Raw genomic sequence first — 15,361 nt, 5'->3', positions numbered from 1 at the left:
TGTTGTCCTCCCGTTACTCTGGGTTGTCCGCGAGGGATCTCGCCGCCTTGACGCACTGCGCGAGCGCCGTGCGCGCGTAGGCCGGGGAGACCCCCGCGAGCCCGCACGTCGGAGTGACCGTGACCGCCTCCGCGAGAAGCCCCGGATGCAGCCCCAGCCTGCGCCACAGCGTCCTGACACCCATGACGCTACCGGCAGGGTCCGACAACGCCCCCTCCGTGGTCGGCACGACACCGGCCAGCAGCTTGGTGCCCCCCTCGACCGCTTCCCCGATCGCGTCGTCGTCACGCTCGGTGAGCAGAGTGAAGTCGAAGGAGATCCCGGTGGCACCGGCCCGGCGCAGGAGCGCGAAGGGCACGTCGGGGGCGCACGAGTGCACGATCACCGCGCCCTGTGCGGCGTCGATGACGCTCCGCAGCGTGGCCTCGACGAGTTGGCGGTCGACGGCGCGGTGCGTGCGGTAGCCGCTGGCGCTCTTGACCTGTCCGCGCAGGACGGCGATGAGGGAGGGTTCGTCGAGCTGGAGGACGAGTTGGGCTCGCGGCGCACGTCGGCGGGCCTCGGCGAGGTGCTGGCGCAGGCCCTCGGCGAGCGAGCCGGCGAGGTCACGGCAGGCGCCGGGGTCGGAGAGGGCTGCCTCGCCGTTCCTCAGCTCCAGCGCGGCGGCGAGGGTCCAGGGCCCGACGGCCTGGACCTTCAGGGGGCCCTCGTATCCCTGGGTGAACTCCTCCAGCGCGTCGAGGTCCTCGCCCAGCCACGAACGGGCCCGCTTGGTGTCCCGGCCCGGTCGGTCGCCGACGCGCCAGCCGCTGGGCTCCACGCGCGCGTACATCTCGACCAGCATCCCCGCGGTTCTGCCGATCATGTCGGCGCCGGGGCCTCTGGCGGGGAGTTCGGGGAGGTGCGCCATGCCTGTCTCCGGCCACCCGAAGGTGCCGGTGACGGTCTTGGCGGCTTCTCGGGCGTCGCCGCCCGGCATAGACCCCACGCCGGTGGCAGGGCCGAAACTGAAGTCGTCGCTCACGCCCCGAAGCGTACGGCTCCGCCGGGGGTGCGTTGTCGGGTGCGGGTGGGTGGGGCTTCTCGCGCAGTTCCCCGCGCCCCTCAAGGCCCAGCCCCGCGGGCCTGAAAGCCCAGGCCTCCCGGGCCTGAAAGCCACGCCCCCGCGGACCTGGAAACCTCGGCCCCGCAGGCCTGAAAGCCACGGCCCCACGGGCCTGGAAACCTCGGCCCCGCAGGCCTGAAAGCTCGGGGCGCAGCCCCTGCTTTTCAGGGGCGCGGGGAACTGCGCGGCCAGCCCCCACTCACCCGCACCCGACCACGCACCCCGTCCGGCAGAGCCCTCACGCGCCCGGGCGGACCGTCAGGTCGTTCACCTCCGCGTCGCGGGGCAGGTCCAGCGCCATGAGAATCGTCGTGGCGACCGACTCGGGGGCGATCCAGCGCGCGGGGTCGTACTCCTTGCCCTCCTGCTGGTGCACCTTCGCCTGCATGGGGCTGGCCGTGCGCCCGGGGTACACCGTCGTCACCCGGACCCCGTTGCCGTGCTCCTCCCACCGCAGGGAGTCCGCCAACGCCTTGAGCCCGTGCTTGGAGGCGGCGTACGCGGACCAGTCGGCGTGCGCGTTGAGGCCCGCGCCGGAGTTGACGAACAGCACGTGCCCACGGGCGGCCCGGAGTTGGGGCAGGAAGTGGCGGGTCAGTTCGGCGGGGGCGATGAGGTTGACGTTGAGCTGGTGGCGCCAGGTCTTGGGGGTCAGCTCGCCGACCGGGCCGAGGTCGACCACGCCCGCGATGTGCAGCAGCGAGTCCACGCGGTCCGGCAGACTCTGGTGGGAGAAGGCCCAGGAGATCTTGTCCGGGTCCGCCAGATCGCCGACCAGCGTCCTCGCCCCGGGGAACTCCGCGGCCAGTTCCTTCGCCCGTCCCGCGTCGCGCGCGTGCAGCACGAGGTCGTCCCCGCGCTCGTGCAGTCGTCGGGCGACGGCCGCGCCGATGCCGGATCCCGCCCCGGTGATCACATGAGTAGCCATGCGGTCATGCTCGCATCACCGGAGCGGGACGGAGAACGCCCCTCAGGCGACGCCCCGGCTCTCCTCCAGGTACGCCAGCGCCCCCACCGGCTCCTCCGCGAAGAAGACCAGGTCGGTGAGGGGGCGGGGCAGGAACCCCTCGTCCTCCATGCGCCGGAACTGCTCCTTCAGACCGTCGTAGAACCCGGCGGTGTTGAGGAGGACGACCGGCATCTCGGTGTGACCGTGCTTCTTCAGCTCCAGGATCTCGGTCGCCTCGTCGAGCGTGCCGGTCCCGCCGACCATGATGACGACCGCGTCGGCCTTCTCCAGGAGCAGCCGCTTGCGCTCGGCGAGGTCCCGCGCGACCACCATCTCGTCGGTGTCCGGCCGCGCCTTGGCCGCCAGGAACTCGACCGAGACGCCCAGCAGTCTGCCGCCCGCCTCCCGCACGCCGTCGGCGACCACCTTCATCAGTCCGACGTCCGAGCCGCCCCACACCAGGGTGTGCCCGCCCTTGCCGATCAGCCTGGCGAATTCCCTCGCGGGGCGGGTGTACCGGTCGGCGAGGTCGGCGGCGGAGAGGAAGACACAGATGTTCATGCGTCCACGTTAGGGGGCGGCACCGACATCCGGTCCCCCGCGCCCGCCGGCTTCCTCCGCCAGGGTCGCGCGGATCTTCGACTGGCGATGGGGCAGGTCCTCCCAGTCGTCCATGAGCCGGGCGGACAGGCCGTACCGCCGGGCGAGTTCGACGAGGGTGTCGGTGCGGTAGTAGAAGTCCTCGTGGAGCACCTGGTGTTCGTCGCCCTCGGTGCGGCCGAAGGTGAAGTCGAAGCAGCCGCCGGGGGCGAGGACGCGGCCGACGTGCGCGAGGCACTGCTCTATGACGTGCGGCGGCGAGTGGGAGAACACGCTGTGCGCGTGGACGACGTCGAAGTGACCGGCGGGCAGGAAGGCGAACGTGAGGTCGGCGACGAGCGCCAGGTGGGGCAGTTTGGATTGCAGACCCTCGCGCGCGAGGGTGCGCTGGGCCTCCATGAGGATGGCGGGCGAGATGTCGATCCCGTAGTAGTTCCCGGTGTCCAGATGGTCGATGAACAGCCGCCCGGCCCGCAGGTTCCCGCAGCCGATCTCCAGCATCCGGTGCCGGGGCTCCAGGCCGTGCCGCAGGAGGTAGTCGAACTGCATCCGGCCGATGCGTTCCCACTTCTCGACGGACGGGTTGTGCCCGACGGCGGCCTCGGGACTGCGTGCCGTGTCGGCGGCCATGACGGCCCGGTAGTAGGCGATGTGGTCGCGGTGCTTCAGCCGCAGCCAGGTGTCCCGCGCCACCCGGTGGGCGTGTGCGGGCACACGCCGGGGGTGGCGCAGGGCGTACCGCATCCGGTGGCTGAGACTCCGGCGGTTCCTCGCTGCGGCGCGGAGCGGGTCACGGGCCGGGTCACGGGACTGGTCGCGAGACGGGTCACGGGACTGCCCACGAGAGGGGTCACGGGACGGATCCATGGCCGCGTCGCGTGACGGATCCCGAGGCCCGTCCCGTGAAGCGTCCCGACCCGCGTCCCGTGGCGGATCCGGATCGCGCGACGGGTCCGGGGACGGGCCCCGGGACGGGTTTCCCGCCTGTCCTGCCGGATCTGTGGCTGTCATGGCGACCTCCTACGTCCCCCTGCGGCCCGTCCGGGGCCTCCTGGAAGAGCTCGAAGCTCACCAAGCAGCCTGCGCCGCGCGCACGAGGACGGCTACCCGGGGAGGGACGATCGTGGCCGCGGTGCTATGCGGCACCCGCCCGCGCGCGCGTGGTGGAGGCGATCGTCGCGGACCCCACGACGCGCGTGCCGTCGTACAGGACGATCGCCTGTCCGGGGGCGACACCGCGGACGGGCTCCGCGAAGGAGACCTCCAGAGTGCCGTCGACCAGCTCCGCGCGGACCTCGGTCTCGCCGCCGTGGGCGCGCAGCTGGGCCGTGTAGGTGCCGGGGCCGGTGGGAGCCGCGCCGCACCAGCGGGGCCGGATCGCGGTGAGGGCCTCGACGTCGAGGGCGGCGGCCGGGCCGACCGTCACCGTGTTGTCGACCGGGGAGATGTCGAGGACGTAGCGCGGCTTGCCGTCGGCGGCCGGGGTGCCGATGCGCAGCCCCTTGCGCTGGCCGATGGTGTAGCCGTACGCGCCCTCGTGGGTGCCGAGGACGGTGCCGGACTCGTCGACGATGTCGCCCTCGGAGCGGCCCAGCCGGTCGGCGAGGAAGCCCTGGGTGTCGCCGTCGGCGATGAAGCAGATGTCGTGGGAGTCGGGCTTCTTGGCGACGGCGAGGCCCCTGCGCTCGGCCTCGGCGCGGATCTCGTCCTTCGTCGTCACGGTGTCGCCGAGCGGGAACATCGCGTGGGCGAGCTGCCTGTCGTCGAGCACGCCGAGGACGTACGACTGGTCCTTGGCCATGTCGGAGGCGCGGTGCAGCTCCCGGGTGCCGTCCTCGCGCACGAGCACCTGGGCGTAGTGGCCGGTGCAGACGGCGTCGAAGCCCAGGGCGAGGGCCTTGTCGAGCAGGGCCGCGAACTTGATCTTCTCGTTGCAGCGCAGACAGGGGTTCGGGGTGCGTCCGGCCTCGTACTCGGCGACGAAGTCCTCGACGACGTCCTCGCGGAAGCGCTCGGCGAGGTCCCACACGTAGAAGGGGATGCCGATGACGTCGGCGGCGCGGCGGGCGTCCCGGGAGTCCTCGATCGTGCAGCAGCCGCGCGCCCCGGTCCGGAACGACTGCGGGTTGGCGGACAGCGCCAGATGGACGCCCGTCACGTCGTGCCCGGCTTCCGCCGCGCGGGCGGCGGCCACGGCGGAGTCGACCCCGCCGGACATGGCGGCGAGGACACGGAGGGGGCGGGAGCGCTGCGAGATCTCAGTCATAACCCTTCAAGGGTACGGGTCGCCGGGAACCGGAGCCCGCGAGTATCCGTTGACGATCTCGTGGGAACGAGACGGGCTTCGAAGGGCGGTTCCGGGACCGGCGGCGCGAGCGCCGCCGGCGGCGGGGACACGGGCCGACGCGTCGGACGCCGGGCGCTGCTCATCGGCACGGCCGTGGCCGCCGTCGGTACGGCCGTCGTGGCCAAGGACGAGCTGACGCGCGCGTGGTGGCGGCTGCCCGGTGTCACGAAGCCGCGCAAGGAGGGCGAGGTCGACTACACGGGCGCGAAGTGGGTCGCGGCCTCGGACGCGAACTGGCGGCTGGCAGACCGGCCGGACGACTTCGGCATAGACATGGTGATCATCCATGTCACCCAGGGCAGTTTCGCCAGCGCCGTGAAGGTCTTCCAGGACCCGGAGCACGGCGCGGCCGCGCACTACATCGTCCGCAAGGACGGCCACGTCACCCAGATGATCCGCGAGCTGGACGTGGCCTACCACGCGGGCAACCGCGACTACAACGAGCGCAGTGTCGGCATCGAGCACGAGGGCTTCGTGGAGAAACCCGAGGACTTCACCACCGAGATGTACGAGGCCTCGGCGCGGCTCACGGCCCGTGTCTGCGCGCGGTACGACATCCCCGTGGACCGCGAGCACATCCTCGGCCACGTCGAGGTGCCGGGGACGGACCACACCGACCCCGGCGAGGGCTGGGACTGGGACCGCTACATGAAGCTGGTCCGGGCGGCGGCGGCCGCACGGTCGTCGACGTCCGCCTGACCCAGGCACCGCGGACGGCACCCGACAGCGGGGGCGCAGGGGCGCGAGAGGGCCGGGACAGCGGCAGCACAGACCGTCCCGACGCGACGGGCATGTGACGGGCACGCGACGGGCATGTGACGGGAATCACATCGACATGCGTCGGCATCCCCCACCCAGTCCGACGGCCGCCCGATACGTCCCGCGTCACGGACCCGACCTGCACCTGCCTCAACTCGCCACACCCGCACCGCAGTTGGGACAGCCCGTCGCGCACGGCGGGCTCACAGCCCACTCGGCCCCCTCCTACGTTCGTCCCAGCGCTCACACAGTCCCCGGGTCGAGCATCCCGGCTCATGACGAACAACACTGAGCGCAAGGGCGGCCACCGGGGCAAGGGTCTGCACCGCCGCAGGTTCCTCGGCGGGACGGCGGGTGCCGGGCTGGCGGCGGTCGCGGCGGCCGGTACGGCCTTCTCCCTGCTGACCGACGCGAAGGGCAACAAGGCGGGCGCCGCGACCGGCACCGCCTCGCTGAACATCCCGGACCTCCTGGAGGGCACCACCTCCGACGGCACCACCACGTTCACGTTCACCGCGCAGAGCGGCACCCACGAGGTCCTCAGCGGTGTCACCAGCGACACCGCCGGCTACAACGGGTCCTACCTCGGCCCCACCATGAAGTGGACCACCGGCTCCACGGTCCTGCTGAACATCACCAACGGCCTCGACGCCGACACCAGCGTCCACTTCCACGGCGCGCACATCCCGCCGGACATGGACGGCGGCCCGCAGAACGCCTTCGCGGCCGGGGAGACCTGGTCCCCCACCTTCGAGGTCCTCGACGAGGCCAAGACGCTCTGGTACCACCCGCACGCACTCGGCACCACGGCCGAGCAGGTCGTGCACGGCCTGGCCGGTCTGATCATCGTGGCGGACGAGAGCGACGCGTCGGCCGCGCTGCCGAGCGAGTACGGCGTCGACGACATCCCGCTCGTCCTGCAGTGCCTGGCGACCGACGCGGCCGGAGACATCAAGTACGACCTGAACGGCTATCTGCGCAACACCCTCCGCTTCCCGGTGCTGTGCAACGGCACGAACGTCGACGACACCACGCTGACGTTCACCGCCGCCAGGACCCGCACCCGGTTCCGGGTGCTCAACGCCTCGCCGTCCGACATCATCACCGTGCAGCGCGGCGACGGCGGCACGCTCACCCAGGTCGCCACCGAGCAGGGCTATCTCACCGAGGCCACCGAGGTGAAGTCCATCCGGCTGGTGGCGGGCGGTCGCGCCGAGTTCGTCATGGACCTGAGCGACGCGGTGACCCTGCAGGCCGTCATCACCACGGGATGGGTCCGTGGCGGCAGCGGCACGTACGACTTCCTCACCGTCACCCCGGACGCCTCGGACAGTCCCGACGACCTGCCGGCCCCGCTCAACACGATCGAGCGGTACGACACCTCGGACTTCACCGCGCGCGAGATCACCCTCGACCAGGACGGCCTGGAGATGGCGGTCAACGGGGCGGTCGGCACCACCATGGACTCCATGGCGACGATCATGACGACGCTGGGCTCCCAGGAGATCTGGACGATCACCAACAACACGATGCTGGAGCACTCGTTCCATCTGCACGACGTGCCGTTCCAGTTGATCGAGATCAACGGCGAGGAGCCGACCGGTGTCGATCTCGGCTGGTTCGACACCTACGAGGTCGTCGGCGGCGGGTCCATCAAGATCGCCATGGAGTTCACCGACTTCGCGGACGACACGTACATGTACATGCTCCACTGCCATCTTCTCCAGCACGAGGACGAGGGCATGATGGCCGGCCTCATGGTGATGGAGAGCTAGACCCGGGGAGAACCGGGCACGGACCGGGTGCGCCCGCTCAGCTCAGGCCCGCGGTGCGGGCGCGTTCCACCACCGGTCCGATGGCCTTGGCGACCGCCTCGACGTCCGCCTCCGTGGAGGTGTGGCCGAGGGAGAAGCGGAGGGTGCCGCGGGCCAGGTCGGGGGCGGTGCCGGTGGCGAGGAGGACATGGCTCGGCTGGGCGACGCCGGCGGTGCAGGCGGAGCCCGTGGAGCACTCGATGCCCTGGGCGTCGAGCAGCAGCAGCAGGGAGTCGCCCTCGCAGCCGGGGAAGGTGAAGTGCGCGTTGGCCGGGAGGCGGCCCCCCGGGGCCGGGTCGCCGCCCAGGATCGCGTCCGGCACCGCCGCACGGACCGCGTCGACCAGGGCGTCGCGCAGGGCGCCGATCTCGCGGGCGAACCACTCGTGCTGCTCGGCGGCGAGCCGGCCGGCGACCGCGAAGGAGGCGATGGCCGGGACGTCGAGCGTGCCGGAGCGGACATGGCGCTCCTGCCCGCCGCCGTGCAGGACGGGTACGGGGCTGTACTCGCGGCCCAGCAGCAGCGCGCCGATGCCGTACGGGCCGCCGATCTTGTGTCCGGAGACGGTCATGGCGGCGAGGCCGGAGGCGTCGAAGTCGACCGGAATCTGACCGAAGGCCTGGACCGCGTCGGCGTGCAACGGGACGCCGAACTCCTGTGCCACGTCGGCGAGTTCACGGACCGGCAGGATCGTCCCGATCTCGTTGTTGGCCCACATGACGGTGGCGAGGGCGACGTCGTCGGGGTTGCGGGCGACGGCCTCGCGCAGGGCGTCCGGGTGGACCCTGCCGTACGTGTCGACCGGGAGGTACTCGACGGTGGCGCCCTCGTGTTCACCGAGCCAGTGGACGGCGTCGAGGACCGCGTGGTGCTCGACGGGGCTGGCCAGGACACGGGTACGGGCGGGGTCGGCGGCACGGCGGGCCCAGTACAGGCCCTTCACGGCGAGGTTGTCGGCCTCGGTGCCGCCGGAGGTGAGGACCACCTCGCTCGGGCGGGCTCCGAGGGCTTCGGCGAGGGTCTCACGGGCCTCCTCGACGGTGCGCCGCGCTCGGCGGCCGGAGGCGTGCAGCGAGGAGGCGTTGCCGGTGACGCTCAGCTGGGCGGTCAGGGCCTCTGCCGCCTCGGGGAGCATCGGGGTGGTCGCCGCGTGGTCGAGGTAAGCCATGGTGAGCCGATTCTACGGGGCTCCGTGCGGGTGCCCTCGGGGCGTCTCGGATCATGGCCGACAAGGCACTGGGCCGTGCCTCAGAAGCTCCAGGACACCGTGTCCGTGCTCTGCATCAGCGCGGCCAGGACCACGAGGTCGGCGACACCCAGCCCCAGGCCCAGGAAGGCGCGGCCCCGGCGGGTCGTGCCGCGCTTCAGGGCGACGGCCGCCAGGACGATGGCGATGGGGCCGAGGAAGAGGTTGAGGACCAGCAGGCCCAACAGGCCCAGCACGAAGGAGGCGACGGCCATGCCGTCGGCGTCCCGGCCTCGGGTACGGGTGCGGGTGGTGGTCGATCCGGTCTGCGGGCGTGCGGCGGTGAGTTGCATGGTCGGTCTGCTCCCTACGGGCTCTCGGGGACGGTCGCGAGCGGTGTGTGGCCGTCCGGTGGCGACGGTCGAGTGGTGGCGACGGTCGAGTGGCGGCGAACGGTCAGTCGGTGGCGCGGTCGCGGCGGGCGTGACGCTCGCGGTACGCGAACACCGCCAGCCACAGGGCGATGCCTGCGGCCAGGGCGGACGAGACGGCCATCGGCACATGGGCGACGGTGCCGAGGACGACACCCAGCAGCAGTAGTGCGGCGACCAGGAACAACATGGCGGATCCGCCTCTCGTTTCGGTTCGTCGGTCCGGACGTTTCGGTGACAGCCAGGTGAACGGTTGTGGTTACAATTGTTCACTGACTGCCAAGTCTAGCGCGTCGCCCGGCTTTGCATTTACGGAGAACAGTTGTTGACTGCATGGCATGAGTCACACGCTCGGCATCCGGCAGGTCCAGAAGCAGAGGACCCGGCAGGCGCTCATGGACGCCGCGCTCGGTCTGCTGGAGGAACAGAGCCTCAGCAGCCTCGGACTGCGCGAGGTCACCCGGGCCGTGGGCGTCGCACCCACCGCGTTCTACCGGCACTTCCGCTCGACCGCGGACCTCGGTGTCGCGCTGGTCGAGGAGGTGCTCGGCAGCCTGCACCCGGTGCTCGGGGACCTGATGTCGGCGGTGGGCGACAGCGACGAACTCATCGAGAGCGCCGTCGATCTGATCGCCCGCCATGTGGACGCGTACCCCGCACACGTCAGATTCATCGCGCGCGAACGGCACAGCGGGGTCCAGCCGGTGCGGGACGCCATCCAGGGGCAACTGGCCCGGTTCGCCGAAGAGGTGCGGACCGAGCTGGCCAAGCGGCCCGAGACCGACGGGTGGACCGACGACGACCGGCTGATGCTCGCGGGCCTGTACGTCGATCAGATGCTGGTGACCGCCTCACTGTTCCTGGCGGCCCGGGACCAGCCGGAGGAGGAGCGCGCCCGGGTGACCCGGCTGGCGAGCCGCCGCATGCGGCTGATCAGCATCGGCTGTCGCCACTGGCTGGACTGACCCTCCGCAGCGAACAGAGGGGCGCGCCCGTTCACGGGCGCGCCCCTCTGTCTGCCCACCGCCTGTCGGCTCCGGCCACCAGGAAGTGGGGCGTGGCCACAGACAGGGCGGCGGCGGGAGATCAACGCGGCACGGGTCCTGGTCCGTCAGTTCGTCAGCCTGGCGCGCGCCAGTTGCCGGGACTGCGCGACCAGCCGGTCCGCGCTGTCCCAGACCTCGGCGTCCTCCTCCAGGAAGCCGCCGGCGAGGTTGCGGGTGGAGATGGCGACGCGGAGCGGGCCCGGCGCCGGGCGGCACCGGACGTGGACGGTCAGTTCGACCGTCGGGACCCAGCCCTCGAGGCCCATCTCGAACGCGGTCGGCGGCAGCGCGTCCACCGCGAGGAGCAGGGAGAACGGGTCGGGGTCACGGCCGTCGGCGAGCCCGAACCACGACCGCATCTCCCCCTTGCCGGAGGGCGCGCCGAGCGCCCAGCCGAGGGTCGCGGGGTCCAGCTTCAGGAACAGACGGTCGGCGATCGCGGAGCCGCCGGGGACGGGGCCGGGCGCGTCCTGCGGGCCGAAGCACTCCTCGATCGGCGGGATCGCGGGCGGCTTCGCCGTCGTACGGACGTCGTCCGGGAGGGCGTCCAGGTCGCCGTAGGAGGCGAGGACGCGGATCCGCTCGACCTCGCGGCCCTCGGGGTCGTACTGGAAGAGGGAGGCCTGGCCGGTCGACAGGGTCCGGCCGGTGCGTACGACGTCCGTGCGGACGACCGCCGGGCCCGGCTGGGAGGCGGTCAGGTAGTGCGCGGAGATCGTGAACGGGTCGCCGTGCGGCAGCGCCTCGGCGAGGGCGCGGCCGAGGACGGCGAGGAGATAGCCGCCGTTGACGGCGCCGATGATCGTCCAGCCGGCGGAGAGGTCGACGTCGTAGACGCCGGGCGACCGCCGGGTGACCGCGGTGTCCCGGTCGAACTCGCTGTCGCCGATGGTGGCCTGTACGGAAGCTGCTTCGGGCATGGATGAACCGTACAACAGGTGATTACTAAGCGGTAGCTTTATGCCCCGGACCCTCAGGCACCCGGACCTCCGGGCCCCCAGGCCTCCAGGCCCTCAGGCCTCCTCGACGGCCGCCGACCGCCGGTTCCACGCCCGCGGGGCCCGCCAGTGGTACCGCATCGCCAGCAGTCGCAGCACGAAGGCCGTGATCGCGGCGAGGGCGGAGGTGAAGGGGTTCAGGGCGTCCAGGCTGATGCACAGGACGACCATCCCGGCGCCGACCATCGCGGGGACGGCGTACAGGTCCCGGTCCCAGCGCAGCAGCGAGGGCACCTCGTTGGCGAGGACGTCCCTCAGCACACCGCCGCCGACCGCGGTGGCGAGGCCGAGGACGACGGAGGCGGTGAGACCGAGTCCGTACGCGTGCGCCTTCGTCGTGCCCGCGACGCAGAACAGGCCGAGGCCGGCCGCGTCGAAGACGTTGACCCCGGACTGGATGCGCTCCACGTGCGGGTGGAGGAAGAAGACGAGGAGGGCGGCGAGCAGCGGGGTGAAGAAGTAGCCGAGATCGGTGAAGGCGGCCGGCGGTACGGCGCCGATGACCAGATCCCGGAACAGCCCGCCGCCGAGGGCGGTCACCTCGGCGAGGACGGCGATGCCGAACACGTCGAAGTTCTTGCGGACGGCCAGCAGGGCGCCGGAGATCGCGAAGACGAAGATGCCGATCAGGTCGAGCGGATAGGGAGACACCCCTACATTGTGACGCAACGACGAGCCCCCGCCTTACATTGCAAGGCGGGGGCTCGATTTCGCTTACTTGTCGTCGGTTTCCTCGGCGACTTCCGGTGCCTTGGCGGCTTCCGGCGCCTCGGCGGCTTCCGGTGCCTTGGCGACCTTGGTCTCCGCAGGCGGTTCCGTCGCGACCGGCGGCTCGGGATCGCCGGACGTCTCCGACACCGCGGACGTCTCCGACACGGCGGGAACCTCCGGCTCCGCGGGCGCCTCCGTCTTCTTCACCGCGTCCGGTACCAGCTCGCCCGCCTCCTTCGCGGCCGTCAGCAGGACGACGTCCTGGGGCTGCTGGTCCTCGAAGTTCTCGGGGTGGTGACAGGCGACCCGCTGCCCCGGCTTCAGCTCGGCCAGCGGCGGCTCGGTGGTCGTGCAGACCTGCGTGGCCTTCCAGCACCGGGTGTGGAAGCGGCAGCCGCTCGGCGGCGCGATCGGCGAGGGCACATCGCCCTTGAGCAGGATGCGCTCGCTCTTGGCGCTGCGGCGCGCCGGGTCCGGGATGGGCACGGCCGAGAGCAGCGCCTTGGTGTACGGGTGCATCGGCGCCGCGTACAGGGAGTCCCGGTCGGCCAGCTCCACGATCTTGCCGAGGTACATCACGGCGATGCGGTCGGAGACGTGACGGACGACGGAGAGGTCGTGCGCGATGATCACGTACGTCAGGCCGAGCTCGTCCTGCAGGTCGTCCATGAGGTTGACTACCTGCGCCTGGATGGACACGTCGAGCGCGGAGACCGGCTCGTCCGCGACGACCATCCGGGGCTTGAGGGCGAGCGCGCGGGCGATGCCGATGCGCTGGCGCTGGCCGCCGGAGAACTCGTGCGGGTAGCGGTTGTAGTGCTCGGGGCTCAGGCCCACCAGCTCCAGGAGACGCTGGACCTCCTTCTTCACCCCGCCCTCGGGCTCGACGCCCTGGAGCTTGAACGGCGCCGAGACGATGGTGCCGATGGTGTGGCGGGGGTTCAGCGAGCCGTACGGGTCCTGGAAGATCATCTGGACGTCGCGGCGCAGCGGACGCATCCCGGCCGTCTTGAGGTGCGTGATGTCCGTGCCGTCGAACTCGACCTTGCCGCCGGACGGTTCCAGCAGGCGGGTGATGAGCCGGCCCATGGTCGACTTGCCGCAGCCGGACTCCCCGACGACGCCGAGGGTCTCGCCCCGGCGCACCTCGAAGTCGATGCCGTCGACGGCCTTGACCGCCCCGACCTGCCGCTGGAGCAGGCCCTTCTTGATGGGGAAGTGCTTGACCAGGCCCTCGACCCTGAGCAGCGGTTTCTCGTCGGCGTCGGTGCGCGGGGCCGGCACGGCGGCCCGGGTCTCAGTCTCGCTCACAGCTTCGGCGCAATCTCTTCGGTCCAGATCCGCGTACGGTCCTCCTGCGACAGGTGGCAGGCGGTGAAGTGCCGGCCGCCGACCTCGCGCAACTCGGGGCGCTCGGTGCGGGTGATGTTGTCCTTGGGGAGGTCCGCGTACGGGCAGCGCGGGTTGAAGGCGCAGCCCGAGGGGACGTTGATGAGGCTCGGCGGCTGGCCCTTGACCGGGATGAGCCGGTCGGTCTGGGCGCGGTCGATGCGCGGCATCGAGCCGAGCAGGCCCCAGGTGTAGGGGTGCTGCGGTCCGTAGAAGATGTCGTCGACCGGGCCGCGCTCCACGCAGCGGCCGCCGTACATCACGAGGATGTCGTCGGCGATCTCGGCGACCACGCCGAGGTCGTGCGTGATGATGATGACCGCGGAGCCGAACTCCTTCTGCAGGTCGCGGATGAGGTCCAGGATCTGCGCCTGGACGGTGACGTCCAGGGCGGTCGTGGGCTCGTCGGCGATCAGCAGTTCGGGGTTGTTGACCAGGGCCATGGCGATCATGGCGCGCTGGCGCATACCGCCGGAGAACTCGTGCGGGTAGCCGTCGACCCGCTTGTGGGGCTCCGGGATGCCGACGCGGTCGAGGAGTTCGACGGCGCGCTTGCGGGCGACCTTCTTGCTGACGTCGTGGTGGACCCGGTACGCCTCGACGATCTGGCTGCCGACCCTGTAGTACGGGTGCATCGCGGACAGCGGGTCCTGGAAGATCATCGCCATGTCGCGGCCGCGCAGCCGGCGCACCTCGTCGGGGCTCGCCCCGACGAGTTCCTTGCCGTCGAGCCAGATCTCGCCGGACATCCGCACGTTCTTGCCGCGCGCGCCGAGCCGGTGCAGGCCCATGATCGCCAGCGAGGTCACCGACTTGCCGGAGCCGGACTCGCCCACGATGCCGAGGGTCTTGCCCTTCTCCAGCTGGAAGGAGAGGCCGTCGACGGACTTGACCAGGCCGTCGTCGGTGGGGAAGTGCACCTTGAGGTCGCGCACTTCGAGGAACGCCGTGGGGGCGTCCCCGGCACGTGCGGGCTCGCCCACGGCGGCCCCGGTCTTGGACAGTTCGGTCACGAGAGCCTCACCCGCGGGTCGATCGTGGCGTACAGCAGGTCCACCACAAGGTTCATGAAGACGACGAAGAACGCCGCGAGCAGGGTCACCCCGAGGATCGGGGGCAGGTCGTTGGCGCTGATCGACTGGACCGCGTACTCGCCGATGCCGTGCAGGGAGAACACGGTCTCGGTGATGAGGGCGCCGCCGAGGAGCAGACCGACGTCCATGCCGAAGACCGTCACCAGCGGGGTCAGCGCGGCGCGCAGGCCGTGCTTGACGACCACCTTGCCCTCGCGCAGACCCTTGGCCCGCGCGGTGCGGATGTAGTCCTCGTTCATCGTCTCCAGCATGCCCGAGCGGGTGAGCCGGGCGTAGATGGCCGAATAGAGGAGCGCGAGCGAGCACCACGGCAGGAAGAGGGTGTTGGCCCACTGCGAGGGGTTCTCGGTGAAGGGGACGTACGTCCGGCCGAAGATCTCCAGCTGGTAGCTGAACAGCAGCAGGGCGAGCTGGCCGGTGAAGAACATGGGCAGGGAGACGCCCGCGAGCGCCACGCCCATGGCGGCCCGGTCGAAGAACGAGCCGGGCTTCAGGGCCGAGATGACACCGGCCGTGATGCCGCCCAGCAGCCACAGCACGGCGGCGCCGGAGGCGAGCGAGATGGTCACCGGCAGCCGGCTGGTGAGCTGCGGCCAGACCTCCAGATGGTCCTTGAAGGAGTAGCCGAAACAGGGGGCGTCACAGCGGACCGTGGTGGGCCCGAGGTCGTACGTGGCACCGGAGACAATGCCCTTGATGAAGTTCCAGTACTGCTCGTAGACCGGCTGGTCCAGGCCGAGGTTCCGCTTGACCGCCGCGATGTCCTCGGGCGAGGGGTTCTTGCCGATGTACTGCTGTGCCAGCTGGTCGGCGGTCTGCCCGGCGAGTTTCGGCAGGATGAAGAAGATACCGAAGGTGACCGCAGTGACGACGAGCAGCAGGATCACCGCCGCGATCGTCCGGCGGAGGATGTACGAGATCACGAGGACCGG

Annotated in this window: 16 protein-coding genes; 3 read left to right on the top strand and 13 right to left on the bottom strand. The window is 71.2% G+C overall.

Annotated features, from left to right (window positions below):
• Positions 1-13: 13 nt before the first annotated feature.
• The 5 genes from H4687_RS32595 to mnmA all read right to left on the bottom strand — a co-directional run bounded on the left by H4687_RS32595 (position 14) and on the right by mnmA (position 4,920).
• Positions 14-1,024 (bottom strand): methionine synthase, encoded by a 1,011-nt coding sequence (locus tag H4687_RS32595; protein WP_078907343.1) that lies wholly within the window; start codon positions 1,022-1,024, stop codon positions 14-16.
• Positions 1,025-1,343: 319 nt separating this feature from the next.
• Entirely contained in the window at positions 1,344-2,033 is a 690-nt protein-coding gene (locus H4687_RS32590; protein ID WP_078907342.1) for an SDR family oxidoreductase, read from the bottom strand.
• Between the two features lie 42 nt (positions 2,034-2,075).
• A complete protein-coding gene (locus H4687_RS32585; protein ID WP_046912745.1) occupies positions 2,076-2,615 on the bottom strand; it encodes an LOG family protein in 540 nt (179 codons plus the stop codon).
• Positions 2,616-2,624: 9 nt separating this feature from the next.
• The gene (locus H4687_RS32580) at positions 2,625-3,398 is read right to left on the bottom strand and encodes a class I SAM-dependent methyltransferase (protein WP_046912746.1); all 774 of its coding nucleotides are present in this window, start codon (positions 3,396-3,398) and stop codon (positions 2,625-2,627) included.
• Between the two features lie 391 nt (positions 3,399-3,789).
• Positions 3,790-4,920 (bottom strand): tRNA 2-thiouridine(34) synthase MnmA, encoded by a 1,131-nt coding sequence (gene mnmA / locus H4687_RS32575; RefSeq protein WP_046912747.1) that lies wholly within the window; start codon positions 4,918-4,920, stop codon positions 3,790-3,792.
• Positions 4,921-4,980: 60 nt separating this feature from the next.
• Here mnmA and H4687_RS32570 point away from each other — a divergent pair, with 60 nt between their 5' ends.
• Both H4687_RS32570 and H4687_RS32565 read left to right on the top strand, forming a co-directional pair.
• Complete coding sequence (locus tag H4687_RS32570) at positions 4,981-5,700, top strand: N-acetylmuramoyl-L-alanine amidase (protein ID WP_046912748.1); 720 nt, start codon at positions 4,981-4,983, stop codon at positions 5,698-5,700.
• 335 nt (positions 5,701-6,035) lie between these two features.
• A complete protein-coding gene (locus H4687_RS32565) occupies positions 6,036-7,535 on the top strand; it encodes a multicopper oxidase family protein (RefSeq protein WP_078907341.1) in 1,500 nt (499 codons plus the stop codon).
• Positions 7,536-7,572: 37 nt separating this feature from the next.
• On the opposite strand, the gene H4687_RS32560 is transcribed toward H4687_RS32565, so the two are convergent.
• The 3 genes from H4687_RS32560 to H4687_RS32550 form a co-directional block, all read right to left on the bottom strand.
• A complete protein-coding gene (locus tag H4687_RS32560) occupies positions 7,573-8,742 on the bottom strand; it encodes a cysteine desulfurase family protein (RefSeq protein WP_046912749.1) in 1,170 nt (389 codons plus the stop codon).
• A gap of 80 nt (positions 8,743-8,822) precedes the next feature.
• Positions 8,823-9,113: a hypothetical protein gene (locus tag H4687_RS32555; RefSeq protein ID WP_046912750.1), complete on the bottom strand. Its 291-nt coding sequence runs from the start codon at positions 9,111-9,113 to the stop codon at positions 8,823-8,825.
• A gap of 103 nt (positions 9,114-9,216) precedes the next feature.
• The gene (locus H4687_RS32550; protein WP_005480018.1) at positions 9,217-9,381 is read right to left on the bottom strand and encodes a hypothetical protein; all 165 of its coding nucleotides are present in this window, start codon (positions 9,379-9,381) and stop codon (positions 9,217-9,219) included.
• A gap of 148 nt (positions 9,382-9,529) precedes the next feature.
• Here H4687_RS32550 and H4687_RS32545 point away from each other — a divergent pair, with 148 nt between their 5' ends.
• On the top strand, positions 9,530-10,156 hold the full coding sequence (locus H4687_RS32545; protein WP_046912751.1) for a TetR family transcriptional regulator: 627 nt from the start codon (positions 9,530-9,532) through the stop codon (positions 10,154-10,156).
• Positions 10,157-10,302: 146 nt separating this feature from the next.
• On the opposite strand, the gene H4687_RS32540 is transcribed toward H4687_RS32545, so the two are convergent.
• From H4687_RS32540 to H4687_RS32520, 5 genes are all read right to left on the bottom strand, one after another.
• A complete protein-coding gene (locus tag H4687_RS32540) occupies positions 10,303-11,157 on the bottom strand; it encodes a thioesterase family protein (RefSeq protein ID WP_046912752.1) in 855 nt (284 codons plus the stop codon).
• Positions 11,158-11,250: 93 nt separating this feature from the next.
• Positions 11,251-11,886 carry a trimeric intracellular cation channel family protein gene (locus H4687_RS32535; protein WP_005480022.1) on the bottom strand — a complete coding sequence of 212 codons (636 nt, stop codon included), beginning with the start codon at positions 11,884-11,886 and terminating at the stop codon, positions 11,251-11,253.
• A gap of 63 nt (positions 11,887-11,949) precedes the next feature.
• Positions 11,950-13,257, bottom strand: coding sequence for an ABC transporter ATP-binding protein (locus H4687_RS32530; RefSeq protein ID WP_046912753.1), 1,308 nt, complete (start codon positions 13,255-13,257; stop codon positions 11,950-11,952).
• Positions 13,254-14,348: an ABC transporter ATP-binding protein gene (locus H4687_RS32525; RefSeq protein ID WP_046912754.1), complete on the bottom strand. Its 1,095-nt coding sequence runs from the start codon at positions 14,346-14,348 to the stop codon at positions 13,254-13,256. The genes H4687_RS32530 and H4687_RS32525 overlap by 4 nt, the downstream gene beginning before the upstream one ends.
• Entirely contained in the window at positions 14,345-15,352 is a 1,008-nt protein-coding gene (locus H4687_RS32520) for an ABC transporter permease (RefSeq protein WP_046912755.1), read from the bottom strand. The genes H4687_RS32525 and H4687_RS32520 overlap by 4 nt, the downstream gene beginning before the upstream one ends.
• Positions 15,353-15,361: the final 9 nt, after the last annotated feature.

It is taken from the genome of Streptomyces stelliscabiei (assembly GCF_014873495.1).
Taxonomy (GTDB): Bacteria; Actinomycetota; Actinomycetes; order Streptomycetales; family Streptomycetaceae; genus Streptomyces; species Streptomyces bottropensis.
The sequence above is the reverse complement of the archived record's forward strand: the minus strand, read 5'-3'. Positions and strand labels throughout refer to the sequence as shown.

Excerpts from the sequence above, each read along its gene's own strand:
- H4687_RS32555 (WP_046912750.1), bottom strand. The coding sequence starts at position 9,113 with ATGCAACTCACCGCCGCACGCCCGCAGACCGGATCGACCACCACCCGC.
- H4687_RS32545 (WP_046912751.1), top strand. The coding sequence starts at position 9,530 with ATGAGTCACACGCTCGGCATCCGGCAGGTCCAGAAGCAGAGGACCCGG.
- H4687_RS32585 (WP_046912745.1), bottom strand. The coding sequence starts at position 2,615 with ATGAACATCTGTGTCTTCCTCTCCGCCGCCGACCTCGCCGACCGGTAC.
- H4687_RS32590 (WP_078907342.1), bottom strand. The coding sequence starts at position 2,033 with ATGGCTACTCATGTGATCACCGGGGCGGGATCCGGCATCGGCGCGGCC.
- H4687_RS32540 (WP_046912752.1), bottom strand. The coding sequence starts at position 11,157 with ATGCCCGAAGCAGCTTCCGTACAGGCCACCATCGGCGACAGCGAGTTC.
- H4687_RS32580 (WP_046912746.1), bottom strand. The coding sequence starts at position 3,398 with ATGCGGTACGCCCTGCGCCACCCCCGGCGTGTGCCCGCACACGCCCAC.
- mnmA (WP_046912747.1), bottom strand. The coding sequence starts at position 4,920 with ATGACTGAGATCTCGCAGCGCTCCCGCCCCCTCCGTGTCCTCGCCGCC.
- H4687_RS32565 (WP_078907341.1), top strand. The coding sequence starts at position 6,036 with ATGACGAACAACACTGAGCGCAAGGGCGGCCACCGGGGCAAGGGTCTG.
- H4687_RS32550 (WP_005480018.1), bottom strand. The coding sequence starts at position 9,381 with ATGTTGTTCCTGGTCGCCGCACTACTGCTGCTGGGTGTCGTCCTCGGC.
- H4687_RS32560 (WP_046912749.1), bottom strand. The coding sequence starts at position 8,742 with ATGGCTTACCTCGACCACGCGGCGACCACCCCGATGCTCCCCGAGGCG.